Annotated in this window: 24 protein-coding genes; 10 read left to right on the top strand and 14 right to left on the bottom strand. The window is 72.8% G+C overall.

Translation table 11 applies throughout. From position 1 onward, the window contains the following. Positions 1–292: 292 nt before the first annotated feature. Positions 293–1,603, bottom strand: coding sequence for a hypothetical protein (locus ACGF8B_RS15380; RefSeq protein ID WP_392738327.1), 1,311 nt, complete (start codon positions 1,601–1,603; stop codon positions 293–295). A 210-nt stretch (positions 1,604–1,813) separates the two neighbouring features. Between ACGF8B_RS15380 and ACGF8B_RS15375 the strand changes: the two genes are divergently transcribed. Further along, the gene (locus ACGF8B_RS15375) at positions 1,814–2,812 is read left to right on the top strand and encodes a small ribosomal subunit Rsm22 family protein (RefSeq protein WP_392738326.1); all 999 of its coding nucleotides are present in this window, start codon (positions 1,814–1,816) and stop codon (positions 2,810–2,812) included. A gap of 15 nt (positions 2,813–2,827) precedes the next feature. Here ACGF8B_RS15375 and ddaH read toward each other — a convergent pair whose 3' ends face one another. Beyond that, entirely contained in the window at positions 2,828–3,643 is an 816-nt protein-coding gene (ddaH, locus tag ACGF8B_RS15370; protein WP_392738324.1) for a dimethylargininase, read from the bottom strand. A 171-nt stretch (positions 3,644–3,814) separates the two neighbouring features. On the opposite strand from ddaH, the gene ACGF8B_RS15365 reads away from it, so the two are divergent. After that, complete coding sequence (locus tag ACGF8B_RS15365) at positions 3,815–4,429, top strand: TetR/AcrR family transcriptional regulator (protein ID WP_392738322.1); 615 nt, start codon at positions 3,815–3,817, stop codon at positions 4,427–4,429. Positions 4,430–4,600: 171 nt separating this feature from the next. Next, the gene (locus ACGF8B_RS15360; protein WP_385205101.1) at positions 4,601–5,347 is read left to right on the top strand and encodes a bifunctional DNA primase/polymerase; all 747 of its coding nucleotides are present in this window, start codon (positions 4,601–4,603) and stop codon (positions 5,345–5,347) included. Between the two features lie 51 nt (positions 5,348–5,398). Here the strand turns inward: ACGF8B_RS15360 and ACGF8B_RS15355 are convergent, their stop codons facing one another. The 7 genes from ACGF8B_RS15355 to ACGF8B_RS15325 form a co-directional block, all read right to left on the bottom strand. Next, on the bottom strand, positions 5,399–6,337 hold the full coding sequence (locus ACGF8B_RS15355) for a hypothetical protein (RefSeq protein ID WP_392738320.1): 939 nt from the start codon (positions 6,335–6,337) through the stop codon (positions 5,399–5,401). Beyond that, a complete protein-coding gene (efeU, locus tag ACGF8B_RS15350; protein ID WP_392738319.1) occupies positions 6,270–7,253 on the bottom strand; it encodes an iron uptake transporter permease EfeU in 984 nt (327 codons plus the stop codon). The genes ACGF8B_RS15355 and efeU overlap by 68 nt, the downstream gene beginning before the upstream one ends. Positions 7,254–7,283: 30 nt before the next feature. Beyond that, positions 7,284–8,558 (bottom strand): iron uptake transporter deferrochelatase/peroxidase subunit, encoded by a 1,275-nt coding sequence (gene efeB, locus ACGF8B_RS15345; protein ID WP_392738316.1) that lies wholly within the window; start codon positions 8,556–8,558, stop codon positions 7,284–7,286. Between the two features lie 20 nt (positions 8,559–8,578). Continuing rightward, positions 8,579–9,715 (bottom strand): iron uptake system protein EfeO, encoded by a 1,137-nt coding sequence (efeO, locus tag ACGF8B_RS15340; protein ID WP_365475297.1) that lies wholly within the window; start codon positions 9,713–9,715, stop codon positions 8,579–8,581. 191 nt (positions 9,716–9,906) lie between these two features. Further along, positions 9,907–10,746: a heme ABC transporter ATP-binding protein gene (locus tag ACGF8B_RS15335; RefSeq protein WP_392738314.1), complete on the bottom strand. Its 840-nt coding sequence runs from the start codon at positions 10,744–10,746 to the stop codon at positions 9,907–9,909. Then, positions 10,743–11,846 (bottom strand): FecCD family ABC transporter permease, encoded by a 1,104-nt coding sequence (locus ACGF8B_RS15330; protein WP_392738311.1) that lies wholly within the window; start codon positions 11,844–11,846, stop codon positions 10,743–10,745. The genes ACGF8B_RS15335 and ACGF8B_RS15330 overlap by 4 nt, the downstream gene beginning before the upstream one ends. Continuing rightward, on the bottom strand, positions 11,843–12,925 hold the full coding sequence (locus ACGF8B_RS15325) for a hemin ABC transporter substrate-binding protein (protein WP_392738308.1): 1,083 nt from the start codon (positions 12,923–12,925) through the stop codon (positions 11,843–11,845). The genes ACGF8B_RS15330 and ACGF8B_RS15325 overlap by 4 nt, the downstream gene beginning before the upstream one ends. Before the next feature lie 140 nt (positions 12,926–13,065). Here ACGF8B_RS15325 and ACGF8B_RS15320 point away from each other — a divergent pair, with 140 nt between their 5' ends. The 3 genes from ACGF8B_RS15320 to ACGF8B_RS15310 all read left to right on the top strand — a co-directional run bounded on the left by ACGF8B_RS15320 (position 13,066) and on the right by ACGF8B_RS15310 (position 16,877). Beyond that, positions 13,066–14,469, top strand: coding sequence for an HtaA domain-containing protein (locus ACGF8B_RS15320; RefSeq protein WP_392738305.1), 1,404 nt, complete (start codon positions 13,066–13,068; stop codon positions 14,467–14,469). 41 nt (positions 14,470–14,510) lie between these two features. After that, positions 14,511–16,097, top strand: coding sequence for an HtaA domain-containing protein (locus ACGF8B_RS15315; protein ID WP_392738302.1), 1,587 nt, complete (start codon positions 14,511–14,513; stop codon positions 16,095–16,097). An 81-nt stretch (positions 16,098–16,178) separates the two neighbouring features. Beyond that, positions 16,179–16,877: a PhzF family phenazine biosynthesis protein gene (locus tag ACGF8B_RS15310; RefSeq protein ID WP_392738301.1), complete on the top strand. Its 699-nt coding sequence runs from the start codon at positions 16,179–16,181 to the stop codon at positions 16,875–16,877. 72 nt (positions 16,878–16,949) lie between these two features. Here the strand turns inward: ACGF8B_RS15310 and ACGF8B_RS15305 are convergent, their stop codons facing one another. Then, a complete protein-coding gene (locus ACGF8B_RS15305) occupies positions 16,950–17,615 on the bottom strand; it encodes a heme oxygenase (biliverdin-producing) (protein WP_392738298.1) in 666 nt (221 codons plus the stop codon). A 239-nt stretch (positions 17,616–17,854) separates the two neighbouring features. Further along, entirely contained in the window at positions 17,855–18,712 is an 858-nt protein-coding gene (gene map, locus ACGF8B_RS15300) for a type I methionyl aminopeptidase (protein ID WP_392738295.1), read from the bottom strand. 223 nt (positions 18,713–18,935) lie between these two features. On the opposite strand from map, the gene ACGF8B_RS15295 reads away from it, so the two are divergent. Beyond that, positions 18,936–19,169, top strand: coding sequence for a hypothetical protein (locus ACGF8B_RS15295; RefSeq protein WP_124718011.1), 234 nt, complete (start codon positions 18,936–18,938; stop codon positions 19,167–19,169). 36 nt (positions 19,170–19,205) lie between these two features. On the opposite strand, the gene ACGF8B_RS15290 is transcribed toward ACGF8B_RS15295, so the two are convergent. Both ACGF8B_RS15290 and ACGF8B_RS15285 read right to left on the bottom strand, forming a co-directional pair. Beyond that, entirely contained in the window at positions 19,206–20,534 is a 1,329-nt protein-coding gene (locus tag ACGF8B_RS15290) for an MFS transporter (RefSeq protein ID WP_392738292.1), read from the bottom strand. 240 nt (positions 20,535–20,774) lie between these two features. Further along, complete coding sequence (locus ACGF8B_RS15285) at positions 20,775–21,377, bottom strand: hypothetical protein (RefSeq protein ID WP_266916215.1); 603 nt, start codon at positions 21,375–21,377, stop codon at positions 20,775–20,777. Between the two features lie 119 nt (positions 21,378–21,496). Between ACGF8B_RS15285 and npdG the strand changes: the two genes are divergently transcribed. Next, complete coding sequence (gene npdG, locus ACGF8B_RS15280; RefSeq protein ID WP_392738289.1) at positions 21,497–22,207, top strand: NADPH-dependent F420 reductase; 711 nt, start codon at positions 21,497–21,499, stop codon at positions 22,205–22,207. 121 nt (positions 22,208–22,328) lie between these two features. Further along, entirely contained in the window at positions 22,329–22,511 is a 183-nt protein-coding gene (locus ACGF8B_RS15275) for a hypothetical protein (RefSeq protein ID WP_259929713.1), read from the top strand. A 15-nt stretch (positions 22,512–22,526) separates the two neighbouring features. On the opposite strand, the gene ACGF8B_RS15270 is transcribed toward ACGF8B_RS15275, so the two are convergent. Continuing rightward, positions 22,527–23,333 carry a site-2 protease family protein gene (locus ACGF8B_RS15270; protein ID WP_392738286.1) on the bottom strand — a complete coding sequence of 269 codons (807 nt, stop codon included), beginning with the start codon at positions 23,331–23,333 and terminating at the stop codon, positions 22,527–22,529. 203 nt (positions 23,334–23,536) lie between these two features. On the opposite strand from ACGF8B_RS15270, the gene ACGF8B_RS15265 reads away from it, so the two are divergent. Beyond that, positions 23,537–26,920: a BTAD domain-containing putative transcriptional regulator gene (locus ACGF8B_RS15265; RefSeq protein ID WP_392738283.1), complete on the top strand. Its 3,384-nt coding sequence runs from the start codon at positions 23,537–23,539 to the stop codon at positions 26,918–26,920. Positions 26,921–26,924 lie beyond the last annotated feature (4 nt).

The raw sequence follows: 26,924 nt of genomic DNA, 5'->3' as shown, positions 1-26,924 counted from the left end.
CGTGAAGATCGGCAGTGACGCCTCCTGGTCGCGGCGGTACACCGGACACATCGAGACGGGCGCGGCGAGCGTAAGCGGCTGAGACGGGAGGGGCGGGGGGGGGGGGGGGGGGGGGGGGGGCGGGGCCCCCCCCCCCCCCCCCCCCCCCCCCCCCGACCGGGTCCGGTCCGAAGCCGCGGGGGACGAACGGAGGCGGGGGCCGGCACCGGTCCCTCCTCCATCGGGCGACAGCGGGGTCCGAACCGGGGCGGACGAGTATCCGCCCCGGTCCTCGGCCCGGTCCTGCGCGACGCTACGAGGCCCTCGGGTACCCGATCAGATGCGGGCGGTCCTTCTCGTCGGTCCAGCGGAACAGGCCGACACCGTCCGCGGTCTCCATGCCCGGGACACGCACGTTCGAGGGCAGGGCGCCCGTCGAGCCGCTGCGGACGGCGACCGCGACGGGGGCCCCGCCGCCGGCCAGGACATCGGCCGCGTTGCGCGCGCTCGCCGCGCCGTACGCGGTGCCCTCGTCGTTCACCGACGCCAGGGTCAGCGGCTTCGTGCCGTCCGCGCCCTCGAAGCAGAAGCCCCGCTTCGTGGCCAGGTCGAACGCGAGCGGTCCGGCCACCAGGTAGGAACCGGAGGGCGCGGCGATGAGCTGCGGGTACTGGCCCGGCTTTATCGCGGGCTTGCTGCACTCCACCGAGGCCAGCGGCTTGCCGGTCTCCACGTCGTGCACCACCCACATGTCGTGGGTGGTGGCGCGCTTCGCCTTCTTGTCCAGCTGCCACTTCGCCAGGATCAGACCCGGGACCACCGACGTGGGGATCCCGCTGTACTTGTCCGTCCCCTTGGGCGCGACATTGCGGCTGAACCAGCCGCCCTGCACCCAGAATTCCTTGGACCCGCTGACCAGCAGCCCCTTCTGCGTCAGCCCGCGCACCTCGGTGAGCTGCTTGCAGGTCTTGCAGCCCTTCGGGTACTTGAGCGCGGGCGCCGAGACGTCGGTCACCCGGCCGGTCACCGGGTCGACCACCGCGCTGTTCGTCCGGCCGTCACTGATCAGGATGCCGGGTCCGGTGGTGGAGACCGTCGGGACCGAGTTCCACGGCACCTCGACGCGTCGCCGGGAGCCGTCCTCCACGTCGTAGACGTCCAGCGAGACGATCGTGTCGGCGGGGGTCAGCGCGTTCTCGCCGACCTTTCCGTACGCCCACGTCACGAAGTACTCGTGGTCGTCGACGGTGACCGGGAGGAGCCTCGGGAACTGGTGCGGGGACGGGGGCCGCCAGCTCTCGCCGTGCCAGCCGGCCTGCCCCGTCTTGTTGTCGATGGTCCGCAGCTGGTACTTGGTCTCCGACTCCCGCACCAGGTAGGCGAGGCGTCCCGTGGTCCGGGAGATCGCGTAGTCGGGCGAGGTCCCGATGAGCTCCCAGCCGCGCTCGGGCGCGTACGCGGACGGAACGGTGAGCTGTGTCACCCCGGCCGGACTCTTCTTCTTGGCCTGCTTCTCCGGCTTGTCCGTGCTCTTCTCACCGCTGCCGCAGGTGGCGAGCAGAAGAAGCATGGCCAGCACGAGCACTCCGCCGACCAGAACCAGGCGCACGATCTTCTGTCTCATGGTTCCCCTCGATGGGCAATCCCGACCCGGGGTCTTTCCGTTCGGATCATGCGGCACCGGGCCCCGCGAGCCCGGCCTGGTCCAAACGAGAGACTCCAGCGGCGGTCAGCGTAGCAACTTGGGTGGGCATCGCGGCAGTTCGGATTCCGTGCAGATCGGCGCGGATACCGGGGCGGGGACAGGTCCGTCGGCTTTGCCTACAATTCGTCGGTGAACGCCACCCTCCCCACCGCGGAAGTCCTGCGCGCGACGCTCGCCGGACTGCTCGACGGGCTGCCGCCCAAGCGGGCCGCCCAGGCCGTCGAACGGCTCATCGCCAACTACCGCGGGACCACCCCGACCGACGCGCCGGTGCTCCGCGACCGCTCCGACGTCGCCGCGTACGCCGCGTACCGGATGCCCGCCACCTTCGAAGCGGTACGGTCCGCGATCGCCGCGCTCCGGGCGGCCGCCCCCGACTGGACGCCCGCCACCCACACCGACGTCGGCGGCGGCACCGGAGCGGCGAGCTGGGCCGTGGCAGGGGCCTGGGAGGAGGGGCCGCGGACAGCCGTGCTGGACTGGGCCGAGCCCGCGCTCGCCCTCGGCAGCGAACTGGCCGGGCTGTCCGGCGTTCCCGCGCTGCGCGCCGCCGAGTGGCGCCGGGCCCGGATCGACGCCGGCCTGGAACTCGCCCCCACGGACCTGATCACCGTCTCCTACGTACTCAAGGAACTGACCGCGGACGTCCGGACCGCCCTCGTCGACAGCGCGGCGGCCGCCGCGCAGGCGGTCGTGGTCGTCGAACCGGGCACCCCCGACGGCTACGCCCGGATCATCGAGGCCCGCGACCGGCTGATCGCCGCCGGACTGACGGTCGCCGCGCCCTGCCCGCACAGCGCGGCCTGCCCGATCGAGCCGGGCACGGACTGGTGCCACTTCTCGGCCCGGGTCAGCCGCTCCTCGCTGCACCGGAAGGTCAAGGGCGGCTCGCTGCCCTACGAGGACGAGAAGTTCAGCTATGTGGTGGCGACCCGCTTCGCGACGGAGCCCGTGACGGCGCGGGTCACCCGCAAGCCGCAGATCCGCAAGGGACAGGTGCTGCTGGACCTGTGCACCCGCGACGAGGCCCTGCGGCGCGCCACGGTCACCAAGCGGCACGGCGAGCTGTACCGGGCCGCCAGGGACGTCGCGTGGGGCGACGAGTGGCCGCCCGGCGGGAACGCCTGAGGGCCACCCGCCGGGTCACCCCCGCAGCTCCTGCGTGCAGCACTTCACGCTGCCGCCGCCCTTGAGCAGCTCGCCCAGGTCCATCGGCACCGGCTCGAACCCCCGCGCCCGCAGCGGATCGAAGAGCCCGGTCGCGGCCTGCGGCAGCAGCACATGGCGCCCGTCGCTCACCGCGTTCAGACCGAGCGCCGCGGCGTCCGCCTCCTCGGCGATCAGCGCGTCCGGGAAGAGCCGGGCCAGCACCGACCGGCTGCCCGGCGAGAACGCGCCCGGGTAGTACATGATCTCGTCGCCCGCGTCGTCGAGCACGGACAGCGCCGTGTCCAGGTGGTAGTAACGCGGGTCGACCAGATCGAGCCCGATCACCGGGCGCCCGAAGAACTCCTGGGCCTCGCCGTGCGAGAGCGGACTGGACCGGAAGCCCCGCCCGGCCAGCACGTACGACGAGGTGACCGCGAAGTCGCCCTCGCCCTCGTTGACGTGGTCCGGCTCGTGGATCTCGGTGAAACCGCCGGCCCGGAACCACTCGCGGTGGGCCCCGGCCTCCTCGTACCGCTCCCGGTACGCGAAGCGGGCGCCCAGCACCCGGCCGTCGATGACCGTGGCGCCGTTGGCGGCGAACACCATGTCGGGCAGCTCGGGGCGGGGGGTGAGCAGCTCCACGGTGTGCCCGAGGGCGCGGTACCGGTCGCGCAGGTCCTCCCACTGGGTCTGGGCCAGGGGGAGGTCCACGGGCTTGCTGGGGTCCATCCAGGGATTGATGGAGTACGTCACCCTGAAATACGCGGGGGCGCACATCAGGTAGCGGCGGGGTGTGGCTTCACGAGGCAACGCGGGCTCCTCACGAAAAGGCAGGGATTGCCTGCCGAGGGGACATCGCACGGGTGTGTGCGTGAGCCCATGGTCCGCTCTCCGGGTCCGGTGCGCAGTGATCCGATCGGGTGGTTCCGCCGGGCCGGAAGACGATACGTACCGGCTCGGCCCGCTGTTAGATTGGCCGCCATGGTAGAGAACCGGGTGCCCGACTCCAGCCGTCGCAGCGAGCGATCGCGCCGCGCGATCCATGACGCGGCGCTCGGCCTGGTCGCCGAGGTGGGCTATCCGCGGACCACCATCGAGGCCATCGCCGCGCGGGCCGGTGTCGGGAAGCAGACGATCTACCGCTGGTGGCCCTCCAGGGCGGCCGTCCTGCTGGAGGCGTTCGTGGCCCTCGGCGAGCGGACCGCCGCGCAGAGCGGCGCGGACCGGCCGCAGGGGATCCCGGACACCGGCGATCTCGCCGCCGACCTCAAGACCGTGCTGCGGGCCACCGTCGACGAGCTGAACGACCCCGCCTTCGAGGCGCCGACCAGGGCGCTCGCCGCCGCCGGGATCGTCGACCCGCAGGTCGGCGCCGAATTCGTGCAGAAGCTGCTCGACCCCGGGCTCCAGCTGTACATCGCCCGGCTGCGGGCCGCCCGGCAGGCGGGCCAGGTGCGTGCCGACGCCGACCCGCGGATCGCCGTGGAGCTCCTCGTGGGCCCGCTCACCCACCGCTGGCTGCTGCGCACACTCCCGCTCACCCGCGAGTACGCGGACGCCGTCGTCGACCATGTGGTGCGCGGGCTGGCGCCCTGAGCTGCGCTGCGCGGTCCCGGTTCCCCGAGACGCACCCGTCATTTCATGACAAGAAGTGGCATAGTGCCCAGCTCACGGCATCGCCGTCCGTACCCCGCTTCCGGAGTCCGGCCACCCGAGGCGCAGGATGGTGGGACCATGGGCAGGGGCAACGCTGAGGTAAGGGGATAGATGGGCGCCGATTTCGGCCGTTATCGCGGCTCAGAGAGCAAGTTTTCCCAATGGCTTCGCCGCCGACCCAAACCGCAGCAGAGCAAGGTCGACGACACCGCCCGGGAGGCGCTGCTCCTGGCCGTCGCCGAGGCCGGCATGCCGATCGCGCCGGCCGCCCATCCCGTCGGGTACCGATGTTCGTGCGAACGCATCGGCTGTCCCACCCCCGCCCGGCACCCGATCTCCTTCGCCTGGCAGACGCAGTCCACCACCGACCGGGCACAGATCGAGCGCTGGGCCCGCAGCCAGCCGCAGGCCAACTTCATCACCGCGACCGGCATGATCCACGACGTGCTCGACGTGCCGCTGAGCGCGGGCAGCCAGGCGCTGGAGCGGCTCCTCGCCGCCGGCATCGACGTCGGCCCCGTCGCCCGCTCCGGCGACGACCGGATGCTCTTCTTCACCGCCACCCGCGGTACGCCCGAGGACGAGGACGAGTGGTGGCCGTGCGAGCTCGACTGCCACCCCGAGACCATGGACGAGCACCCGGGGCTGCGGTGGCACTGCCGGGGCAGCTATGTGCTCCTGCCGCCGGCCCTGCTCCCCGGCGAGCTCGACGTGCGCTGGGTGCGCGGGCCGGAGAACCCGCTGCCCGACCCGCTGACCCTGCTGGAGACACTGACCGACGCGTGCGCGCAGTACGCGGACGCGGCGGACCAGAGTGATCTCGACCACGACTCGGTGGCCTGGCCGCTGAGCCGGTAGCAGACCCTCCGGCGGACGGCCGGGGCCGGCCGAGCGGCGGCCCCGGTTCCGTCAGGAGCCCTTCGCCGCCGTCAGGCCCGGCAGCCTGTTCAGCAGGACGACCTTGCCGCCGTCCTTCGTCGAGCCCTTCTTCGGTACGTACACCAGTTGGCTGGAGACCCGCTCCTTGGTGAGGGTGGACTCCACCTCACCGGTCAGCAGCGCCTCCGCGTCCGCGTTGAGCGGCGGGCGCAGCCCCTTCGCCGCGGTCTGCCGCTCGAAGTGCTTGCTGCTGAAGAAGACCAGCGCCCCGCCGTCGTCCGTCGCCAGCCCGAGCGGGCCGAACGAACCGCCGTCCAGCGGCTGGTCGATGTACTGGTACGAGAAACCCGCCCGCCGGGTGGTCCGGCGCGTCTCGCGCCAGCCCGAGGTGGCGGAGCCGGGGGCGAAGACGTCCGGGGCCCCCTTCTGCAGGTACTGCGTGTACTGGGTGCTCAGGTCCTTCGGCGCCACGGCCAGAGCGGTGCTGCCGGCGGCCACCGGCCTGGCCCGGCCGTCGTCGTCCTTCGCGAAGGAGGGCAGCCGGGAAGGGGCGACGACCGCCAGGTAGGCGGCCTTCCACCCGGCGCCGGGGCCCGACTTGACGAAGACGACCAGCCAGCGGCTGTCCGTCTCCCCGCTGTCCCGGTCGCGGTTGGAGTCGGTGTCCGCGAGGAACCAACGCGGCCAGCCGGCCTTCTTCGGGATGACGTAGGTGGCGTCGGTCAGCTCCAGCGGCGAGTGGTCCGGGTTGCCGTCCGGATGGTTCTTCTGCCGTGCCTTCAGCCCGGCCTGGTTGATCGCGCCGAGCGGCCCGGTGACCCGGTCCGCGTCCAGGGCCGGGTCGTACGCCTTGTCCGCCGCGTTGTACGCGGAGGTGAAGTCCTTCAGGGCCTGCGCGGCCTCAGACCTGGTTGCCGCCGGAACCACTTCCAGCTCGCCGTGCACCGTCACGCAACCGCTCGCCGTCATCGACAGCACCGTCGCCGTCGCGAGCCCCGTCGCCAGCCGAATCGGCCTCAGGCTTCTCATCCGTTGCTTTCCGCGCCTTCTGATCCGTCGCTCCCACTGCCCGGCCCTCTGACCGTCCGAACCCTACCGGGGCGAGGAACAGCGCGAGGGTGGGGATCAGATACAGCGCCCACACCGTGATCTGGAGAACGGTCGGGTCGGGCTGGAAGTTGAACGTGCCCTTCAGCAGCGTGCCGTACCAGCTGTCCGGCGGGATCGTGGCGCTGATGTCGAACGCCTGGTTGTGGAGACCGCCGATGAACTCCGCCTCCTGGAGGTCGTGCACGCCGTACGCGAGGACGCCCGCGGCGACGATCACCAGCATGCCGCCGGTCCAGGTGAAGAACTTCGACAGGTTGATCCGCAGCGCACCCCGGTAGAACAGCCAGCCCAGCACGACGGCGGCCGCGATCCCGAGGAGCGCGCCGATCATCGGGTGCCAGCCGTCGTCCGCCGCGTGCACCGCACGCCACACGAACAGCGAGGTCTCCAGCCCCTCCCGGCCCACCGCGAGGAGCGCCGTGGCGACCAGCGCACCGGTGCCCATCGCGAGCGCCGCGTCCAGCTTGCCGTGCAGCTCCGTCTTCAGGTGCCGCGCGGTACGCCGCATCCAGAAGACCATCCAGGTGACCAGGCCGACGGAGACGATCGACAGCGAACCGCCGAGCGCCTCCTGGGCCTTGAACGTCATCTCCTGCGAACCGAATTCGAGCCCGGCGCCGAACGCCAGGCTGACGACGACCGCGATCCCGACGCCGGTCCAGATCGGCACCAGCTTGTGCCGGTTGCCGGTCTTCACCAGATAGGCGATGAGGATGCAGACGACCAGGCTGGCCTCCAGGCCCTCGCGCAGGCCGATCAAAAAGTTGCTGAACACGTTCCCGGTGCTCCTTTCTGTTCCGACCCGTTACGAGAACAGCGCCCGGCCCCACCAGTCGTCCTTGTCGCGGACGCCCGGCGGGACGGCGAAGTGCGCCGAACCCACGTGCTGGATGTACTCGTTGAGTGCGTCGTGCGCCGCCAGGCGCCGTTGCAGCGGAATGAATGCCTTGCGGACATCGCGCTGGTAGGCGATGAAGAACAGCCCGGCGTCGAGCCGGCCGAGGCCGTCCGTGCCGTCGGTGAAGGAGTAGCCGCGGCGCAGGATCGTCGCGCCGCCGTTGCTGTCCGGGTGGGCCAGGCGCACGTGCGCGGTCGGCAGCATCGCCTTCAGGAACGGCTCGTCGCGCTCCTTGGACCTGCCGACCGGGGCGCCCTCGCCCTTGTCGCGGCCGAAGACGTCCTCCTGCTCCTGGAGCGGGGCGCGGTCCCAGGTCTCGATGTGCATCCGGATGCGGCGGGCGACCAGGTACGAACCCCCGGTCATCCAGCCCGCGTCGTCCTTCCCGCCGACCCAGACGTGTTCGTCCAGGGCGGCGGTGTCGGTGCCGGAGATGTTCCGGGTGCCGTCCTTGAAGCCCATCATGTTGCGCGGGGTCTGGGCGTCCGGCGTCGTCGAGGACGTCTTGCCGAAGCCCAGCTGGGACCAGCGGATCGCGGTGCGGCCCATGCCGATCCTGGCGAGGTTGCGGATGGCGTGCACCGCGACCTGAGGGTCGTCCGCACACGCCTGGACACAGAGGTCGCCGCCGCTGCGCGCCGCGTCGAGGTTGTCACCGGGGAACTTCGGCAGGTCGACGAGCGCCTCGGGGCGCTTGTCCTCCAGGCCGAACCGGCCCTTGGCGAAGAGCGAGGGGCCGAAGCCGATGGTGAGGGTGAGCCGGGACGGCTTCAGCCCCAGCGCCTCGCCGGTGTCGTCGGGCGGGGCCTCGGCGAGACCGCCGTACGCCCCGTCACCGACCGCGTGACCGGCCGTCATCCGCTCCGCCGCCCGCGTCCACTCCTTGAGCAGCGCGATCAGCTCGGCGCGGTCCTTCGTCGTCACGTCGAACGCGGCGAAGTGCAGCCGGTCCTGCACGGCGGTGGCGATGCCCGCCTGGTGCGCGCCGTGGAACGGCACGGCCGCACCGCTGTCCGCGGCCGGCACCGCGTCGCTGCCGGTGCCCACCGCGGCGACCGCGCCACCGGCGGCGACGGCGCCGAGCGCGAGCCCCGCACCGCCCCAGCCGAGGAGTGCCCGGCGGGACGGCGCGGGCCCGGAGGTCTCGTCCGGGGTCCGGGCGGCCTGTGTCTGGTCGGACATGACCGGAGCCTTCCCGCCCGTTACTTCGTCACCGCGGCGGCGAGCCGGGACAGCGGCTCGGCCAGCGCGTTGACCGCGTCCGACAGCTCCTTGCGGTCCGCCTTGCCGACCTTCTCGTACGAGGTGAACTCGTAGGAGCCCTTGTCCTCGCGGTACTTGTCCAGCAGCGTGTTGAGCTCCGCGAACCGCTTGTCCAGGGTGGTGGCCAGCGCCGCGTCGTTCTTCGAGGCGATCGGCTTCAGCAGCTCGTAGGACTTCTCCGCGCCCTCGACATTGGCCTTGAAGTCGATCAGGTCGGTGTGGCTGTAGCGCTCCTCCTCACCGGTGACCTTGCCGGTGGCGACCTCGTCGAGGAGTTCCTTGGCGCCGTTGGCCATCGAGGTCGGGGTGATGTCCGCCGTGCCAACCCGCTTCTGCCAGTCGAGCAGGTCCTTGTAGAGGGCCGGCGCGAGGGCCTTCTCCTCGGCGCCCAGCTTCTTGTCCTGCCACAGCGCCTTCTCCAGGCGGTGCCAGCCGGTCCACTTCTGGCCGTCCTCCAGGCCGTCCTCGCGGATGTCGACCTTCGGGTCGATGTCGCCGAAGGACTCGGCGACCGGCTCGGTGCGCTCCCAGCCGAGCCGGGAGTCGGCGTAGATCTTCTTGGCGGCCTCGATGTCACCGGCGGCGACGGCGTCCGTGAACTTCTTGGCCTTCGGCAGCGTCTCGTCGGCCTGGGCCTGGACGTAGGTGCGGTACTCGGCGACGGCCTTGTCCATCTCGGGGCTGCGCTTGGCCGCCTTGCCGCCGGTGACCTCCAGCTTCTGCCGGATGCCGTGGCCCTTCATGCCGGGCTTGCAGGCGATCTCGTACGAACCGGCCTTGATCTCGGCGGTGATGTTGGCCTTGGTGCCGGGGCCGATGTTCTCGCGCTCGGCGACGATGCGGTCGTCCGGGAACAGGACGTAGACCTCGGTGACCTTGGATCCCTTGTTCTGCACGGCCAGTTCGATGTGACCGGCCGGAACCTTCTTCTTCGACACCTCGCAGGAGTCGTCCTTCGCGACGACCTGGAGGGCACCGTCGCCCTTGCCGTCGCTCTTCTGTGCGCAGCCCGTGACGGCGGTCAGAGCGGCCACCGTGGCGGCAGCGGTGACGACGGAGAAACGAACGGCTCGCATACGGGCTCCACATGAGGACGAAGGAGAAGCGGGAGAAGATCGGGACAAAGGCTGGTGAGGCGGACCTAACTTAACCGAGGCTTACCTGAGCGATACCCACCCGTGCCGTGATTCAGCTCTCATCCCGGCTGCCCGGGAACGGGGTGATCACAGACAGCCCATGGGTGCCTCACGGAAGAGTCAAGCAATGGTCAAGCGTCTCTGGTCGGTACGACGAGCGGCGCCCCGGTCCGCGGATGCGGGAACACCTCGACCGGCTGCCGGTAGACCTCGCCGAGCAGTCCGTCCGTGAACACCCCGGCGGGCGGCCCCACCACCGCGATCCGCCCGTCGTGCAGCACGGCCGCCCGGTCCGCGTACGCCGCCGCGAGCCCCAGGTCGTGCAGCACCACGACGACCGCGTCCCCGGCGGCGGCCCGCTCCCGGCAGATCCGCAGTACCAGCTCCTGGTGGCGCAGGTCGAGCGCGGCCGTCGGCTCGTCGAGCAGCAGCAGCGGGGCGCGCTGGGCCAGCACCCGGGCCAGCGCGACCCGGGCCCGCTCGCCGCCGGACAGGGCGGAGAAGGGGCGTTCGGCGAACTCGGTGACCTCGGTCGCCGCCATCGCCGAGGCAACGGCGGGATCGTCCTCGTCCGCCCGCTCCGTACCGGCCCACGGGGCCCGCCCCATCCGTACGACGTCCGCCACCGGGAACGGGAACGACAGCGCGGCGGACTGCGGCAGCACGGCCCGGCGCAGCGCCAGTTCGGCGGCCGACCAGCCGGTGGCCGGGCGCCCGTCGATCCGCACCTCGCCGTGCTCGGCGGGCAGATCGGCGGCCAGCGCCGCCAACAGGGTCGACTTGCCCGCCCCGTTGGGCCCCACGAGCGCCAGCACCTCGCCCGCCCGGGCGGTCAGGTCGATGGAGTCGAGTACCGGCCGCTGCCCCAGCCGCACCCCCAGCCCGCGCGCCTCGGCGACGGGGGAGCCCGGGGCGGCGGGAGCGGGCAGCAGCCGTCCCCGTGCCCGGAACGGATTCCTGAGCGCACTCATGCCCAACCACCTTGCTTGCGACGGGTCCTGCGCAGCAGCCAGAAGAAGAACGGGCTGCCGAAGAGCGCGGTCAGCACACCGAGCGGCAGCTCGGCGGGATCGGCGACGGTACGGGCCGCGAGATCTCCCACCACCAGCACCAGGGCACCGCCGAGCGCGCTGCCGGGGATCAGGAAGCGATGGCCGGGGCCGTTCGCCATCCGCAGCAGATGCGGCACCAGCAGCCCCACGAACGAGATGATCCCGGCGACCGCCACCGCGGCGGCGGTCAGCAGCGCCACGACGAGCACCAGCACGATCCGGAGCCGTTCGACATCCACGCCCAGATGCCGGGCGGGCCGCTCACCGAGTGCGAGCAGGTCCAGCTTCCGGGCATGGAAGGGCGCGACGAGCAGCCCGAGCACCGCGCACGGCAGCACCGCGAGCACCTTGGGCCAGGTCGCCTGGGCCAGCGAGCCCAGCTGCCAGAAGGTGATCTGGGAGATCTGCGCGTTGTCGGCGAAGAAGATGAACAGCCCGATCAGCGCGCCCGCGAAGGCGTTGACCGCGATCCCGGTGAGGATCAGCGTCACCACCTCGGTCCGTCCGCCTGACCGGGACAGCGCGTACACCAGCAGCACGGTGACGAGTCCGGCGGCGAACGCGCAGACGGTGACGGTCCAGTTGCCGAAGAAGCTCAGCCCGAGCGCGATCGAGGCGACCGCGCCGACCGCGGCGCCGGAGGAGATCCCGATCACCCCGGGCTCGGCGAGCGGATTGCCGAACACCCCCTGCATCAGGGCGCCGGCACAGCCCAGCGAGGCCCCGACCAGCAGGGCGAGGACCACTCTCGGCAGCCGTACGTTCCACAGCACGCTCTCGCCGACCCGGTCGAGCGCGGCCCCGCCGAGGCCGAGCCGGTGCTGGACGGAGCCGAGGACATCGCCGAGCGGGATGCTGTACGCGCCGAGCCCGGCGGAGAGCAGGCTGCTCACCAGGAGGGCGGCGAGCAGCCCGGCGGTCAGTGCGAAGGCGGGGGAGCGCCGGGGCTTCGGGGCCGGTGCGCGGTCCGGGGCGGCGGCGGCCCCGGTGCGGACGCGTTGCGGGGACGGGGCGGTCACTTGTCCGCCCCGTCCCGCGGGTAGAGCTGCGCGATCAGTTCGCTCAGCACCCGGTCGGTGCGCGGGCCGTAGTTCAGCAGCACGCCGTCGTCGACGGAGACGATCCGCCGGTCCATCCCGGCCGGGGTCTCGGCGATGCCCGGGATCTTCACGAGTCCGTCGACGCCACCCACCGATTCGAGTCCCTTGGTCATCACCAGGATGGCGTCGGGGGCGGCCTTGGCGAGTGCTTCGCTGGTGATGGCGGTGAAGTCCTTCGTCAGCCCGGACGCCTTGCCGGCGTCGACGGCCCCCGCCGCTTCGAGCAGCGAACTCGCCCCCGACTCCCGGCCGCCCAGCAGATACACCGAGGCCGAGCCCCGCAGATAGAGGAAGGCCACCCGGGGTTTCTTCCGCCCGTCCGCCGGGGCGGGCACGGACTCGCGCACCGTGTCGATGCGCGACCGGGTGCGCGAGTTCAGTTCGGTGCCCGACTCCGGTACGCCCAGGGCCGCCGCCACGGTGTCGATCCGGCGGCCGACGTCGGAGAGCTGCTTGGCGGGTGCGACGACGACGAGCGGAATGCCGGCGTCCCGGATCTGGTCGACGGCCTCCGCCGGGCCGGTCGTGGTCTCGGCGAGCACGACGGTCGGCTTCAGCGACAGCACGCTCTCCGCCGAGACGTCATGGGCCCGGGTCACCACGGGGAGTTTCGCGGCCTGTTCGAAGGTGGCGGTGATGTCACGGGCCACGACCCGCTTGCCGAGACCGAGGGTGAAGACGATCTCGCTCAGCCCGCCGGTCAGCGGCACGATCCGGTCCGCCGAGGTGACGGTGACCTCGGCGCCGTCCGCCGACTTCACCGTAACGGGCAGCTGTGGCCGCGGCGCGGTGGTCAGCGGCTCGATCCGGTCGGCGGCGGCTCCGGGGGCGGCTCCGGTGGAGGGGGCGCCCTGGTCCGTGCCGGCGCCGCAGCCCGTCAGGCCGAGGGCCAGGGCGAGGGCGGCGGCCAGGATGCCGAGCGGTCCACGGGCCCCGGCCCGGCCGCGCCCCGGCCGCCGGTCGGCACCCGGCGGGGCGAAGTCCTGCGAGAAGCGCACTGGGGCACCGTCCTGTCGTTCCGGTCGTCTGCGAGGGGCAGTTGGTCCTGGTATGCGAGCGATGCGGGGGTAGGGGTCCACCGCGGAACTCGTATAGCTTAGGTTAGCCTTACCTGACTTTCGAGACCTCGGAGGGGTCCATGCTGTCGTCCAGACGTACCCGCGCACTCACCGTCGTGCTTCTCGCGGCCGTGCTGGGGGCGCTGCTCCCGGCCACCGCCGCGCAGGCGGCGGGCCGCACGGTGCAGGGCGGCCGGCTGGACTGGGGCATCAAGTCCTCCTTCCAGAGCTATGTCACCGGGCCTGTGGCGAACGGCAGTTGGAGCCTGACCGGCGGCGCCGCCACGGTCGGCGGCAGCCAGTTCCGCTTCCACTCCGCCACCGGTTCCTACGACCCGGCGACCGGGGCCTTCAGCTCGGCCTTCGCGGGCGGGGTCCGCTTCCTCGGCCACCGCAAGGCCGACGGCGGCCATGAGCTCGACCTCACCATCAGCCGCCCCACCGTCCGCATCGCGGGCGGCAGCGGAACCCTGTACGCCGACATGGTCGGCAAGGACCGGGGGACCGGCCGCGTGACCTCGGCCGCCCAGGTGCCGCTCGCGACGCTCGGTCTGTCCGGGATCGACATGAAGGGCGGTTCCACCCCCATCGCCCTTCGCAACGTCCCGGCGACCCTGACCGCACAGGGCGCGAAGTCGTTCGCCGGCTACTACCCGGCGGGCACCCCGCTCGACCCGGTCAGCCTCTCGGTGGACACCTCCGCCCCGGCCGGGAAGCCCGCCGCCACCAAGTCCCCCGGGAAGAAGAAGGAAGCGAGGAAGGCCGCCCCGGCCGCCGGGCGCTTCGAGGACGCCGCCGTCGACTGGGGCGTCCGCCGGACCTTCCGCGAGTACGTCACCGGCTCCATCGGCAAGGGGAAGTGGACCCTGGCCGAAGGGGCCGAGGACGGCGGGGCACTGTTCCGCTTCCCGAAGGGCAGCGGAACCTACGACCCGGAGAAGCAGACCCTGGACGCCGGCTTCGCGGGCAGCGTCCACTTCACCGGGGCCGACGGGCTCGACCTGGAACTGTCGGCCGTCAAGGTCCGGTTGGCGGCGGGCAGGGGCACGCTCCTGGCCGACGTCCACAGCCGCGGCGACCGGGACGAGGCCGTCCCGCTGGTCACCTTCACCGCGAAGGACTTCGCCCCGAAGGACGGTCTCGCCGTCCTCACCGAGGCCCCCGCCACCCTCACCACCGAAGGCGCCGAGGCATTCGGCTCGCTCTACCGGGCGGGCACCGCGATGGACCCGGTCTCACTGGCCGTCGCCGTCGGCTCCGGGGCCGAACTGCCCGCCCTGCCCGACCTGGGCAGCGACCCCGGGCCGTCGTCCGGGCCGTCGTCCGCCCCGGCCGCGGAGAAGCCCGCCGCCGCCACCGCGGCAGCGGGCACCGCCACCGGCACCGTCCTGTACCCGGTCCTGGGCGGCGCGGCCCTGCTCGTCGCCGCGGCGGGCGCCTTCTGGCTGGTCCGCCGCCGTGCCACCCGGCAGAACAACAACTGACCCCCCCTGCACCACCCCTGTCCCTGAGGAGACCAACGACCATGGCAGCCAACCGCCGTCCCATAGCCCTTACCGCCGCAGTCGCCACGGCGGCCGCCCTCGGCGCCACCGTGCTCGCCCTTCCGGCGCTCGCCGACGAAGGCGCCCCGGCCGGCGGCAGGGCCGCCGCCGCACCGAAGCTGGAACTGACGGACGGCACGCTGGAATGGGGCGTCAAGGAGTCCTTCCGCAAGTACCTCGCCTCGCCGTTCTCCGGCGGGAAGATCACCGTCAAGGACGGGGCCACCCAGGCCGCCGGCAACGGCGCGTTCACCTTCACCGACGGCAGGGGCACCTACGACACGGCCACCCACGGCACCGACACCGCGTTCAGGGGCGGCGTCAACTTCTACGCCCACGGCGGCGTCCTCGACATCACGCTCTCCGACGTGAAGCTCGCCACGACCGGGACCGGCGGAGCGATCACCGTCGACGTCACGACCCCGAAGGGCACCAAGGACGACGTGGAGTTCGCGTCCCTCGACCTCTCGGCGGTGAAGCCGGGCAAGGGCGAGGGCGGTGCGATGCTCTTCAAGGACATCCCGGCGACGCTGACGAAGGCCGGCTCGGAGGCCTTCGACGGCCAGTACAAGGAGGGCGACGCGCTCGACCCGGCCACCCTCTCGGTGAAGGCGGCGGCGGAGCCGAGCCAGAAGCCGAGCGAGAAGCCGAGTGAGAAGCCGAGCGAGAAGCCCACCGAGGAACCCGGCACCGAGCCCTCCGCGAAGCCCAGCACCGAGCCGTCCACCGGGCCGAGCGCGAAGCCCACCCCGCCCGCCTCCCCCTCCACCGGACCGACCGGCACCGAAGCGGGCGAGATCCACGACGGCACCCTGGACTGGGGCGTCAAGAAGTCCTTCCGCTCGTACGTCACCGGCCCGATCGCCAACGGCAAGGTCCGGATCACGGCAGGCGCCACCGCCTCCGGCGACGGCTACCGCTTCCCCGACGCCACCGGCCACTTCGACGCCGCGAAGCAGACCCTGAACGCCGGATTCCACGGCAAGGTCCGCTTCCTGGGCCATGAGGAGAACGGCGCGTACACCCTCGATCTCTCCCTGTCCGGCATGGAGATCCAGGTGAACGGCACGAAGGGCACGCTGATCGCGGACGTCTCCACCAAGGACCGCAAGACCAAGAAGGTCTCCACGTACACCGGTCTGGCCGTCGCCGACCTGAAGCTGCCGAAGGGCCGACTGGCCGCCAAGGGCGGTGTGGTGAACCTGTCGGCCGTCCCGGCGACCCTCACCGCCGACGGCACCAAGGCCTTCGGCGGCATGTACCCGGCCGGTGAGCAGCTCGACGCGCTGACCGTCGCGGTCGCCCTCGACAAGGACGCCGAACTCCCGGCCTCCGCCGGTGGTTCCGGCCTCGCGGGCGGCTCCGGTTCGGCGGGCGGCTCCGCGACCGCGGGCGGCGGCAGCGTCGGCGGTGGCGGCTCGGTCGGCGGAGGCTCGGTCGGCGGCGCGGGCTCCCTCGCCGCCACCGGCTCCGACATCCCGGTGGGCGCCCTGTTCGCCGCCTCGGGCGTGGTCGTCGCGGCCGGTGCCGGAGTCGTGATCGCGGCCCGCCGCCGCCGTACCGTCTGACCCGTCCGCGTCCGCGCGTGACGGAACCGCCCGGGTGGGCCGGTCGTACGGCCGCCGCCCGGGCGGTGCTTCAATTCTCACGTGAACGACAGCGAATTCGACGTACCCGCGGGCATCGACGTACTACGCGTTTTCTGCGGCCCCGACGGCCGGCACGGCAACGCCCTCGGTGTCGTCCGCGACGGCCGCGGCCACCCCGACGAGGCGTCCCGGCAGGCACTGGCCGGCCGGCTCGGCTTCAGCGAGACGGTCTTCGTCGACGACCCCGAGCGCGGTCGGGTGGACATCTACACCCCCGGGCTGCGCCTGCCGTTCGCCGGGCACCCGCTCGTCGGCACGGCCTGGCTGCTCGACCTGGAGATCCTGGAACTGGCGGTCGGCGACGTGTTCGCCCGCCAGGACGGCGAGTTCACCTGGATCACCGCCCGCCCCGAGTGGGCGCCCCCGCGCACGCTGGAGCGGTACGGATCCGTCGCCGAGGTCGAGGCGCTCACCGGCCCGCCGCCGGGGGAAGGGTGGCTCTACGTCTGGGCCTGGGAGGACGAGGCGGCCGGCCGGGTCAGGGCGCGGGCGTTCCCCCGGCGCGACGACAACATCACCGAGGACGAGGCGACCGGGGCGGCCGCGCTGCTGCTCAGCGCGGAGCTGGGGCGGGCCCTCAACATCAGGCAGGGCCGCGGCTCCCAGATCCTCACCGCCCCGGCGCCCGACGGCGCGGTGGAGATCGGCGGACGCGTCGTGCTGGCCCTGCGCGGAAAGCCCGCCCCGTACGCCGGCTGAGCACGCGGCGGAACACGACGGCGCGGCGCGGCGACCGGCCCGGCCGGTCACCACGCCGCGCCGGACGAGGCACTACGCGCTGAGCGGGAACACCTCGCCCAGCTCCCGGAACACCGCCGTGTTCAGCGCGAACGCGCGCTTGCACTCGTCGATGATGCGCTGCTTCTCCAGGTCGTCCGCGTCCACCGCGTCCAGCAGCTCGCGGTAGTCCCGCTTGAACGAGGCGGGGTTGGCTATCTCCTCGAAGACGTAGAACCGGACCCCGTCACCCTTGCGCGCGAAGCCCCAGGTCCGCTCCGCCCTGTCCCGGATGATCTGGCCGCCGGAGAGGTCGCCCAGGTAGCGGGTGTAGTGGTGCGCGACGTATCCGGCCGGCCAGTCGCGGGCGCACTCGGCGACCCGGTCGGCGTACGCGGCCGTGGCCGGCAGTGGCTCCAGGCCCTCGCGCCAGTCCGCGCCCCGCAGGTGGGCCAGATCGCGCTCCAGCTCGGCGGTGCGCATCAGCTCGGCCCGGATGAACGGACCGGCGATCCGGTCGCCCCGCAGCGCCTGCGCGCCTTCCTCCAGGGCCCGGTACACGAACCACAGCTGCTCCGTGTAGCGCGTGTACGCGTCCACCCCGAGCCGTCCGCCCAGCAGATCGCTCATGAAGGACGAGGTCTCCGCCTCGGTGTGCTGTTCGTGCGACGCGGTACGGATGAGCGTCGAGAAGGGCGTGGCGGCGGCGGTTGCGTCCAAGGCGGGCCTCCTGGGACCGAGAAGGGGACGGGAAGTCCGGGAAGAGACGGAAACATCGGCAGCGGCCGCATGGTGCGGAACCGCTGTCGACAACCCCGATCCTCCTACTTAGGCTTACCTAAGTCAACAGCTTCCCGACGGCCTGTCGGTAAAAACGATACGCCTGGTTCCGCGTGCCGGGTACGCGAAAGCGGCCGCCCCGCAGGGCGGCCGCTTTCGGGGCGGAAGGGTCCGGTCGGCTACGGGAGCGTCAGGATCTCGGCACCCGTCTCCGTCACCACCAGCGTGTGCTCGAACTGCGCGGTGCGCCTGCGGTCCTTCGTCACCACGGTCCAGCCGTCGTCCCACATGTCGTAGTCGTGGCTGCCCAGCGTCAGCATCGGCTCGATGGTGAACGTCATCCCCGGCTGCATCACGGTGGTCGCGCGCGGGCTGTCGTAGTGCGGAATGATCAGACCGGAGTGGAACGAGGAGTTGATCCCGTGCCCGGTGAAGTCCCGCACCACGCCGTAGCCGAAGCGCTTGGCGTACGACTCGATGACCCGCCCGATCACATTGACCTGGCGGCCCGGCCGGACCGCCTTGATGGCCCGGTTCAGCGACTCCTCGGTGCGCTCGACGAGCAGCCGGGACTCCTCGTCGACGTCGCCGCAGAGGTACGTGGCGTTGTTGTCGCCGTGCACGCCGCCGATGTACGCCGTGACGTCGAGGTTCACGATGTCGCCGTCGCGCAGCACGGTGGAGTCCGGAATGCCGTGGCAGATCACCTCGTTGAGCGAGGTGCAGAGCGACTTGGGGAATCCGCGGTAGCCGAGCGTCGACGGGTAGGCGCCGTGGTCGCACATGAACTCATGGGCGACCCGGTCGAGTTCGTCCGTCGTGACACCCGGGGCGATGTGCTTCGCGGCCTCCGCCATCGCCTGTGCGGCGATCCGGCCGGCGATGCGCATGCGCTCGACGGTGTCGGCGTCCTGCACCTCCGGGCCGGTGTACGGGGTGGGGGCCGGCTTGCCCACGTATTCGGGGCGCCGGATCTTTCCGGGCACGGAGCGGATGGGAGTGATCTCCCCGGGTGCGAGCAGCGACTGGCCAGACATGTCAGCGAGTCTAGGGCCTGTCCGGCGGAGCATGGCCGGGGTCGCGACGCCTGGCACGGCACCTCGCCGCGTTGCCGAAACGCCCGGATAGCTCCGCTATCAGGACGCTCCGGCGCCTTGCGATGCACCGCACCAGACGCCACGCCCTGTCCGACCCTGATCCGCCGGACAGGCCCTAACCAGCGTGCTTGGGGCAGCATGGTCCCGAGGGAAGGAGCCGGAGATGGCCCTGTTCAAGAAGCGCACGGTCGGCAAGCCGGGCGAGTGGTACTACTGCCTGGAACACCACAAGGTCGAGGAGGGCCCCGAGTGCCCGGCCAAGGACCGGTTCGGGCCGTACACCTCCCGCGAGGAGGCGCAGCACGCGATGGACACCGCGCGGGAGCGGAACCTGGAGTGGGAGAACGACCCCAAGTGGCACGACGGGGGCACCACCCCGCCCGGTCCGGAGTCCTGACCGGGGGAGGCCGGGGGCGTTCCCGGAGCCCGCTCCTCAGGCGGCGGAGGGGCTGGAGTCGCCGGCTTTCCCGGCGCTCCCGGCCTCCCTGGCCCTCCGCCTGCGCAGCGCGTCCTCGTCCGTCTCGGAGTCGTACGTGAGCAGCTTCGGCAGCGCGGCCGTCAGCAGCGCGACCGAGGCCACGCACGCCACCCCGCCGCTCCAGATCGCCGACCTGGTCCCCGTCCAGCCCGCCATCGCACCGGCCCGCACCTGACCCAGCTGCGGGCCGATGCTGTACGAGAGCACCTCGATGCCCGCCAGCCGGCCCCGCAGCTCCTCCGGGATCGTCTGGTTCCAGATCGTGGAGCGGCCCAGACCGCTGAGCATGTCGCCCGCGCCCGCCACCGCCAGGCAGACCAGGACCAGCCACACATTGCCGAACCAGCCGGCCGCCGCGATCGCCAGCCCCCAGACCGCGGCCCCGAACACCACGAACAGCCCGTGCCGCCGCACCCGCGACGTCCAGCCGCTGGTCAGCCCCAGCACCAGTGATCCGACCGAGTCCGCGGCGTACATCAGGCCCAGCGACCAGTCGGCGTGCAGGTCGTCCGCCAGGAACGGGAAGATCGCGTTCGGGAAGGCGAAGAACATCGCGGCCATGTCGACCGCGTACGTCCCCAGCAGCACCGGCCGGCTCCAGGCGTACTTCGCGCCCTCCACGATGCCGCGCAGCGACGGCTTCGTGTTCTCCCGGGCGGGCGGCGCGGGCGCCAGCCGCAGACACAGCAGCACGGAGCCGGCGAACGTGACCACCGTGACGGCGTACGCCGTGGCGTGCCCCGCGTACGCCACCGTGACCCCCGCCACCGCCGGGCCGGTGATCGCACCGAACTGCCAGCGCAGCGAATTCAGCGCGGCGGCCGCCGTCAGCTGCTCGTGCGGCACGATCCGGGCCATCAGCGAGTCCAGCGCGGGCCGCTGGAGCCCGGCGAGCGCGGAGACCCCGGCCGCGACCACGTAGAGCGGCCAGAGCATCGGGGCGGGCATCGCCGCGTTCACCAGGAGTACGACCGCGAGCAGCCCCAGCCCCGCCTCGGTCGCCAGGATCACCCTGCGGCGGTCCGCGGCGTCCGCGAGCGCCCCGCCGTACAGGCCGAAGACGACCAGCGGCACCAGCTCGACCGCGCCCATCACCCCGACGGCCAGCGGCGAACCCGTCAGCTCCTTGATCTGGAGCGGCAGCGCGATCATCGCCATGAAGCTGCCGAAGTACGTCACCAGCCCCTGGATCCACAGCAGCCGGAAGTCGCCGCCGGAGCGCAAGGGGGTGAGGTCGGGCAGCAGGGCGGCCAGCCGGCCGGCCAGCGAGGGAGCAGAAGTCACAGGAGGCCATGCTGTGCCGCCGGCAGTGGCACCGCAACGGATTTTCGCGGCAGTGGGCAGTGGGCAGTGGGCAGTGGCACGGCAACGGATTGTGGCGGCGGGCGGCGGGCGGCGGGCGGCGGGCGGCAGTCATGTAGTCGGCAGTGGCACCGCAGCGGACGTCGGCGGCAGTCGGCAGCGGCTGTCAGCGTGGGACCTGCACCGTCGGGCCCACGGTTGCGGGCCGCCCCGCCGCCGGCCTCACCAGCGCGCCGGGGGCGGCGCCGTCAACTGGTCGGCGAGCCGGGACAGCCGGTCCCGGAAGCCGCGGCGGCCGCGCGGCGCGGGGGCGCTGTTCTCCCCGGCCGCCGCGCTCACCAGATGCTGCACGGTGTCGAGGTCGACGTCGTCGGCGCCGGTCACCGCGAGCGTCTCGTGGGCGAGCCCCCGCACCTCCGGATCGCCGTCGTTCAGCGAGAGCACCGTGGCCCCGGCACGCCGCGCGTCGTGCACCCGCTCCAGCAGACCCGCGCCGGGCCGTTCCGGAGCCACCAGGAGCAGCGTCTCGCCCCGCCCCGCCGCCTCGATCCGGCCGAGCCCCACGGCCAGATGCGCGGGGCCGCCCGGCTCCACCCGGTGGCGCACCAGGGTGGGGGCCAGCTCCGGCAGCCCGGACCAGGTGGACTCGTCGACCAGATGGGCCGCCAGATGCCACGGCTCGTACTCCGCCGTCCCCACCAGCAGCAGCCCGCCGCCGTGCGGCACCACCGACGACCTCAGCGCCCCGGCGAACCGCCGGGTCGCGGCGGGCCACTCGGTCCCGGCGAGCACTTCACGGAGCAGGGCGACACGTACGGCATCCATGGCCCGGCATCATGCCCCAGGACCCGGACCCTCCACCGGAGAACGGCCCCGGACCAGCCGAACGGGAAGCCCGGGACCACACCGGGTCGCCTTCCGTGGCGGGCAGTAATGTCGGAGCCATGACTACGAATGGCAGTGACAGCGCGGCCAAGCCGCCCGCCAAGGACCCCTGGGACCTCCCCGACGTCTCCGGGCTGACCGTCGGCGTGCTCGGCGGCACCGGGCCGCAGGGGCGCGGCCTCGCCTACCGGTTCGCCCGTGCCGGGCAGCAGGTGATCATCGGTTCCCGGGCCGCCGACCGCGCGCGGAGCGCCGCCGAGGAGCTGGGCCACGGCGTCGAGGGCGCGGACAACGCGGAGTGCGCGCGCCGCAGCGACGTGGTGATCGTCGCCGTGCCGTGGGACGGCCATGCCAAGACCCTGGAGTCGCTGCGGGACGAGCTCGCGGGCAAGGTCGTCATCGACTGCGTCAACCCGCTCGGCTTCGACAAGAAGGGCGCCTACGCGCTGAAGCCCGAGGAGGGCAGCGCCGCCGAGCAGGCCGCCGCGCTGCTGCCGGAGTCCCGGGTCACCGCCGCCTTCCACCACCTCTCGGCGGTGCTGCTGCAGGACGAGTCCATCGAGGAGATCGACACCGATGTGCTGGTGCTGGGCGAGGCCCGCGCCGACACCGACCTCGTACAGGCGCTGGCGGGCCGGATCCCCGGCATGCGCGGCATCTTCGCCGGACGGCTGCGCAACGCGCACCAGGTCGAGTCGCTGGTCGCCAACCTGATCTCGGTCAACCGCCGCTACAAGGCGCACGCGGGGCTCCGCACCACCGACGTCTGAGCCGGACCCGCCACCGGCCGTACGGGCCCGGGCCGCTCCCGGACCCACCCTGCGGCGAGCGAAAAGGGGCATGGGGGACACTGGACGGGACCGCGCACCGCCCCCGACAGGAGCCGCCCCCATGCCCCGACTCGCTCTCTACGCCATCACCGTCTGTGTCCTGGCCGTCGTCGCGGCCGTGATCTCGTTCGCCCAGGGCAACCTGCTGGGGATCGTCTGGGTGCTGCTGGCCGGGCTCTCGTCGAACATGGCGTGGTTCTACGTACGGCGGCACCGCGCGCAGACCGCGCAGACCGCGGGCTGAGGGCCGGACCGCCGGTCACGGGGCGAGGGCGCAGACCGGGTACTCCTGGTTCCAGTTCTCCCAGAACCGGTAGGCGGCGCGGCCGCACTCCGTCTCCGTCCCGCTCACGCCCAGTGAGTCCAGCAGGCCGCGGACCGCGTCGAAGAAGACGTGGTTGATCTCCGGGATCCACAGCACGCCGAACACCGCGAGCAGCCCGAACTGGGCGAACGGCTCCACCCGCCGCCGGATCCGGTACGACAGCCAGGGCTCGATCACCCCGTACCCGTCCAGCCCCGGCACCGGCAGGAAGTTCAGAATCGCCGCGGTGACCTGGAGCAGGGCCAGGAACGCCAGCGCGTACCGGAACTCCCTCGGGACACCGTCCAGCGCGTCCAGCCAGAACGGGGCCGTGCACACCAGCGCGAACAGCACGTTCGTCAGCGGGCCCGCCGCCGAGATCAGGCTGTGCTTCCACCGGCCGTGGATCCGCCCCCGCTCGATGAAGACCGCGCCGCCCGGCAGCCCGATCCCGCCCAGGATCACGAACAGCACCGGCAGCACGATGCTGAGCAGGGCGTGCGTGTAGGCGAGCGGATTGAGAGTGAGGTAGCCCTTCGCGCCGACCGAGAGGTCCCCGCTGTGCAGCGCGGTGCGGGCGTGCGCGTACTCGTGCAGGCAGAGCGAGACCACCCACGCCGCCGTGACGAAGACGAAGACCGCGAGCCCGTACGGATACCCGGTGCCCGTCCACACCGCCCAGCCCGACACCGCCGCCACGGCGGCGATCCCGAGGAAGACCGGGCTGATCCGCCGGTCGCTGCGGGCGCTTGCGGTGATCATCGGCGAACTCCTGACGGACGGCCGGAAGAGAACGGCGCGGCGGGCGGCGAGCCCGACCGTACCGCCGACACGTCACAAACGTCTCGCGCCGGGGCGGTGGTTCCGGAAAAGGTGGGGGCATGACGAGCGATCCGGAACACGGCGCACAGGGGTACGGGCGGACAGGTGTGCGCCTGTCGGTCCCAGTCACGGAGAATGGGCCGGTGCGCTACAGCATCCTCGGAACCACCCGGGCACTCCGCGACGACGGCACGGCCGTCACCATCGGCGGGGCGCGGCTGCGCGCCCTGCTCACCGTCCTCGCCCTGCGCCCCGGCCGCGTCGTCCCGGTCACCGTGCTGGTCGACGAGGTGTGGGACGGCGAGCCGCCCGCCGACGCGGTGGGCGCCCTCCAGGCGCTCGTCGGCCGGCTCCGGCGCGCCGTCGGCCACGACGCGATCGTCTCCGCGGACAACGGCTACCGGCTGGCCGCCGCGCCGGACGACGTCGACCTCCACCGCTTCGAGCGGCTCGCGGGAGAGGGCGCGCGGGCGCTGGAGGAGGGCGACCCGGTGAAGGCCCGGACCGTGCTCGACGACGCGCTCGTCCTGTGGCGGGGCCCGGCCCTGGCCGATCTGCCCGACCGCCTGGGCGCCGCCGCCCGCTGGGAGGCCCGGTGGCTGGACGCCCGCCGCAACCGGCTCCGCGCGGTTCTCGCGCTCGGCCGCCCGGACGAGGCCCTGCCCGAACTGGTCGCGCTGTGCGCCGAGCACCCGATCGACGAACCCCTTCAGGCGCTGCGGCTGCGGGCCCTGCGTGACGCCGGGCGCACCGCCCAGGCGCTGGCCGCCTACGACGAGGTGCGCACCGGACTCGCGGACCGCCTCGGCACCGACCCCGGCCCGGAACTGCGCGCGCTCCACGCCGAACTGCTCCGCCGGGAACCGCTCGCCCCGGCCGCGGTGGCTGCCCCGTCCGCTCCGCCGACGGATCTCCGCCCCGCGGCCCACACGGCGGCCCCCGCGGCCCACACGGCGGCCCCCGCGGCACCGTACGGCAACCTCCGGGCCAGGCTCACCAGTTTCGTCGGGCGCGAGGACGACATCGCGGCCCTGGGCCAGGACCTCTCGCACGCCCGGCTGGTCACCCTCCTGGGCCCCGGGGGCGCGGGCAAGACCCGGCTCTCCCAGGAGACCGCCGAATCCGTCGCGGACGCCTGGCCGGACGGCGTCTGGCTGGCCGAACTCGCCCCGGTCGACGACCCCGATTCGGTGCCGGAGGCCGTGCTGACCGCGCTCGGTGCCCGCGAGACCGTGCTGCGCGGCGCCGGTGCCGAGGAGCTCAGGGTCGCCGAGGGGAATGTGAACGACCCCCTGGCCAGGCTCACCGAGCACTGTTCCCGGCGCCGCATGCTGCTGCTCCTGGACAACTGCGAACACGTCGTCGACGCGGCCGCCGCCCTCGCCGACCACCTGCTGGCCCGCTGCCCGCACCTCACCGTGCTCGCCACCAGCCGTGAACCCCTCGGCGTCCCGGGCGAGTTCGTCCGCCCCGTCGAACCGCTGCCCGACCCGATGGCGCTGCGCCTGCTCGCCGACCGCGGCGCCGCCGCCCGGCCGGGCTTCCGGACCGACGCGGACGAGGAGACCGCGGCCGCCGCCGCGGAGATCTGCCGCCGCCTGGACGGACTGCCGCTGGCCATCGAACTCGCCGCCGCCCGGCTGCGGATGCTCACCCCGCGCCAGATCGCCGACCGGCTCGACGACCGGTTTCGCCTGCTCACCAGCGGGGCCCGCACCGTACTGCCCCGTCAGCAGACCCTGCGCGCCGTCGTCGACTGGTCCTGGGACCTCCTGGACGAGTCCGAACGCGCCGTGCTGCGCGGGCTCTCCGTCTTCGCGGGCGGCTGTACCCTCGCCGCCGCCGAGGCGGTCTGCGCGGACGGGCCGCAGGGCGCCCGCGAGGTCGCCGGACTGCTCGGCTCCCTGGTCGACAAGTCGCTCGTCGTCGCCGCGCCCGCCGAGGACGGCGAGATGCGCTACCGGCTGCTGGAGACCGTCGGCGAGTACGCCGCCGGCCGGCTCGACGAGGCGGCGGAGCGGGATCCGGCGGTCCGGCGCCACCTGGTGTTCTACCGGGAGCTGGTCCGTACCGTCGAACCCGAACTGCGCGGCGCCGGACAGCGCGCCGCCGTCGCTCTCCTGGAGCGCGAGTACGAGAACATCCGCACCGCCCTGCGCCACGCCGTCGCCGCCCGCGACGAGCAGGAGGTGCTCTGCATGGTGCTCTCGCTGTGCTGGTACTGGCAGATGCGCGAACTGCGCACCGACGCCCTGCACTGGGCCGAGGCGGCCGCCGCGCTGGGCCCCGACCCCTTCGCCCCGCCCATCGGGACCGCGGCCGTCGAACCGGCGCCCTCCATCCACGAACGCTGCACCGACGCGCCGCCGCCGATGGGGCCCGAACTGCTCGGGGAGGCGCGGCGCCAGGTGGCCCTGGTCCAGCTGGTCAGCGCGGACCACTCCCAGAACGTCTGGGCCGACGAGGAGGGCATGGCCCGGCTGCGGGTCATCGCGAAGACCTACCGGGCCGGCCAGCCGCAGACCTGCCGGGTTCCGGCATCGCTCTGGTTCTTCGCGGTCGTGCTCACCAGCGAGGCCGCCGACCTGCCCCGGCTGCTGGACGAAACGGTCCGCGCCTGCCGGGAGTACGGCTACGAATGGGAGCTCGCCGAGGCCCTCCAGATGCGCGCCAACGTGCTGGCCAACCGGCCCGAATGGGCGGGTGAGGCACGTGCGGACGCCGACGAGAGCCTGCGCATCTTCAGCCGGATCGGCGACGACTGGGGCGCCGCCGAATCGCTCTCCGCCCGCGGGGAGGCCAACGAGCGGCGGGGTGAGTACGCCCTGGCGGCCGAGGACTTCCAGGCCGCGATCGGCTACGCGCGGAAGCTGGGCGCCCAGTCCCAGGTGGCGGTCCTGCGCACCAGGCACGCGGCCGTGCTCACCGAACTGGGGCGCGGCACCGAGGGCGAGCAGATCCTGCGCGAGGTGCTCGCCGAGGGGCGCCGGGAGGGACACGGGGCGGTGTCCTTCGCCCGGCTCCACTTGGTCATGTGGCTGGGGTGCAGCGGCCGCACCGGCGAGGCGCGCGAGCAACTGGCGGCGCTGCGAGAGGACTTCCGGTCCAATGCCAGGGCGGTCTTCGAAGGGGTCGTCCTGGGCGCGACGGCCTGGCTGGACAACCAGGAGGGGCTGTACGAGCAGGCCCTGCCCCGGGGGCTGATGGCGCTGGAGCTGTCCAAGGACCGGCTGTCGCAGATGATGGCGCCCCAGATGTCCGTCATCCACATCGTCGCCGTCGCCCGCTCGCTGGCCGGCATCGGCGGCGAGCAGCGGGCCACCGTGGCGGCCCGGCTGCTGGGGGCCGGCCGGGGGCTGCTGCCCGAGGGCCATGTGCGCACGACGATGGAGCTGGACGACTGGGCACGGGCCGAGGAGCTGACGGTGGCCGTGCTCGGCCGGGACGGCTACGAGGCCGCGTACGCCGAGGGCGGCGGCCTCTCCCTGGAGGAGGCCGCCGCCCTCACGGACGCGTACCGGGGCTGAACCC

Source organism: Streptomyces sp. NPDC047917 (assembly GCF_043204345.1).
Classification (GTDB): Bacteria; Actinomycetota; Actinomycetes; order Streptomycetales; family Streptomycetaceae; genus Streptomyces; species Streptomyces sanglieri.
This window is presented reverse-complemented; position numbering and strand designations above follow the sequence as displayed.

Coding starts and splice junctions, on each gene's coding strand:
- ACGF8B_RS15380 (WP_392738327.1), bottom strand. CDS start 1,603: ATGAGACAGAAGATCGTGCGCCTGGTTCTGGTCGGCGGAGTGCTCGTG.
- ACGF8B_RS15365 (WP_392738322.1), top strand. CDS start 3,815: ATGGTAGAGAACCGGGTGCCCGACTCCAGCCGTCGCAGCGAGCGATCG.
- ACGF8B_RS15360 (WP_385205101.1), top strand. CDS start 4,601: ATGGGCGCCGATTTCGGCCGTTATCGCGGCTCAGAGAGCAAGTTTTCC.
- ACGF8B_RS15355 (WP_392738320.1), bottom strand. CDS start 6,337: ATGACGGCGAGCGGTTGCGTGACGGTGCACGGCGAGCTGGAAGTGGTT.
- efeB (WP_392738316.1), bottom strand. CDS start 8,558: ATGTCCGACCAGACACAGGCCGCCCGGACCCCGGACGAGACCTCCGGG.
- efeO (WP_365475297.1), bottom strand. CDS start 9,715: ATGCGAGCCGTTCGTTTCTCCGTCGTCACCGCTGCCGCCACGGTGGCC.
- ACGF8B_RS15335 (WP_392738314.1), bottom strand. CDS start 10,746: ATGAGTGCGCTCAGGAATCCGTTCCGGGCACGGGGACGGCTGCTGCCC.
- ACGF8B_RS15320 (WP_392738305.1), top strand. CDS start 13,066: ATGCTGTCGTCCAGACGTACCCGCGCACTCACCGTCGTGCTTCTCGCG.
- ACGF8B_RS15315 (WP_392738302.1), top strand. CDS start 14,511: ATGGCAGCCAACCGCCGTCCCATAGCCCTTACCGCCGCAGTCGCCACG.
- map (WP_392738295.1), bottom strand. CDS start 18,712: ATGTCTGGCCAGTCGCTGCTCGCACCCGGGGAGATCACTCCCATCCGC.
- ACGF8B_RS15295 (WP_124718011.1), top strand. CDS start 18,936: ATGGCCCTGTTCAAGAAGCGCACGGTCGGCAAGCCGGGCGAGTGGTAC.
- ACGF8B_RS15285 (WP_266916215.1), bottom strand. CDS start 21,377: ATGGATGCCGTACGTGTCGCCCTGCTCCGTGAAGTGCTCGCCGGGACC.
- npdG (WP_392738289.1), top strand. CDS start 21,497: ATGACTACGAATGGCAGTGACAGCGCGGCCAAGCCGCCCGCCAAGGAC.
- ACGF8B_RS15275 (WP_259929713.1), top strand. CDS start 22,329: ATGCCCCGACTCGCTCTCTACGCCATCACCGTCTGTGTCCTGGCCGTC.
- ACGF8B_RS15270 (WP_392738286.1), bottom strand. CDS start 23,333: ATGATCACCGCAAGCGCCCGCAGCGACCGGCGGATCAGCCCGGTCTTC.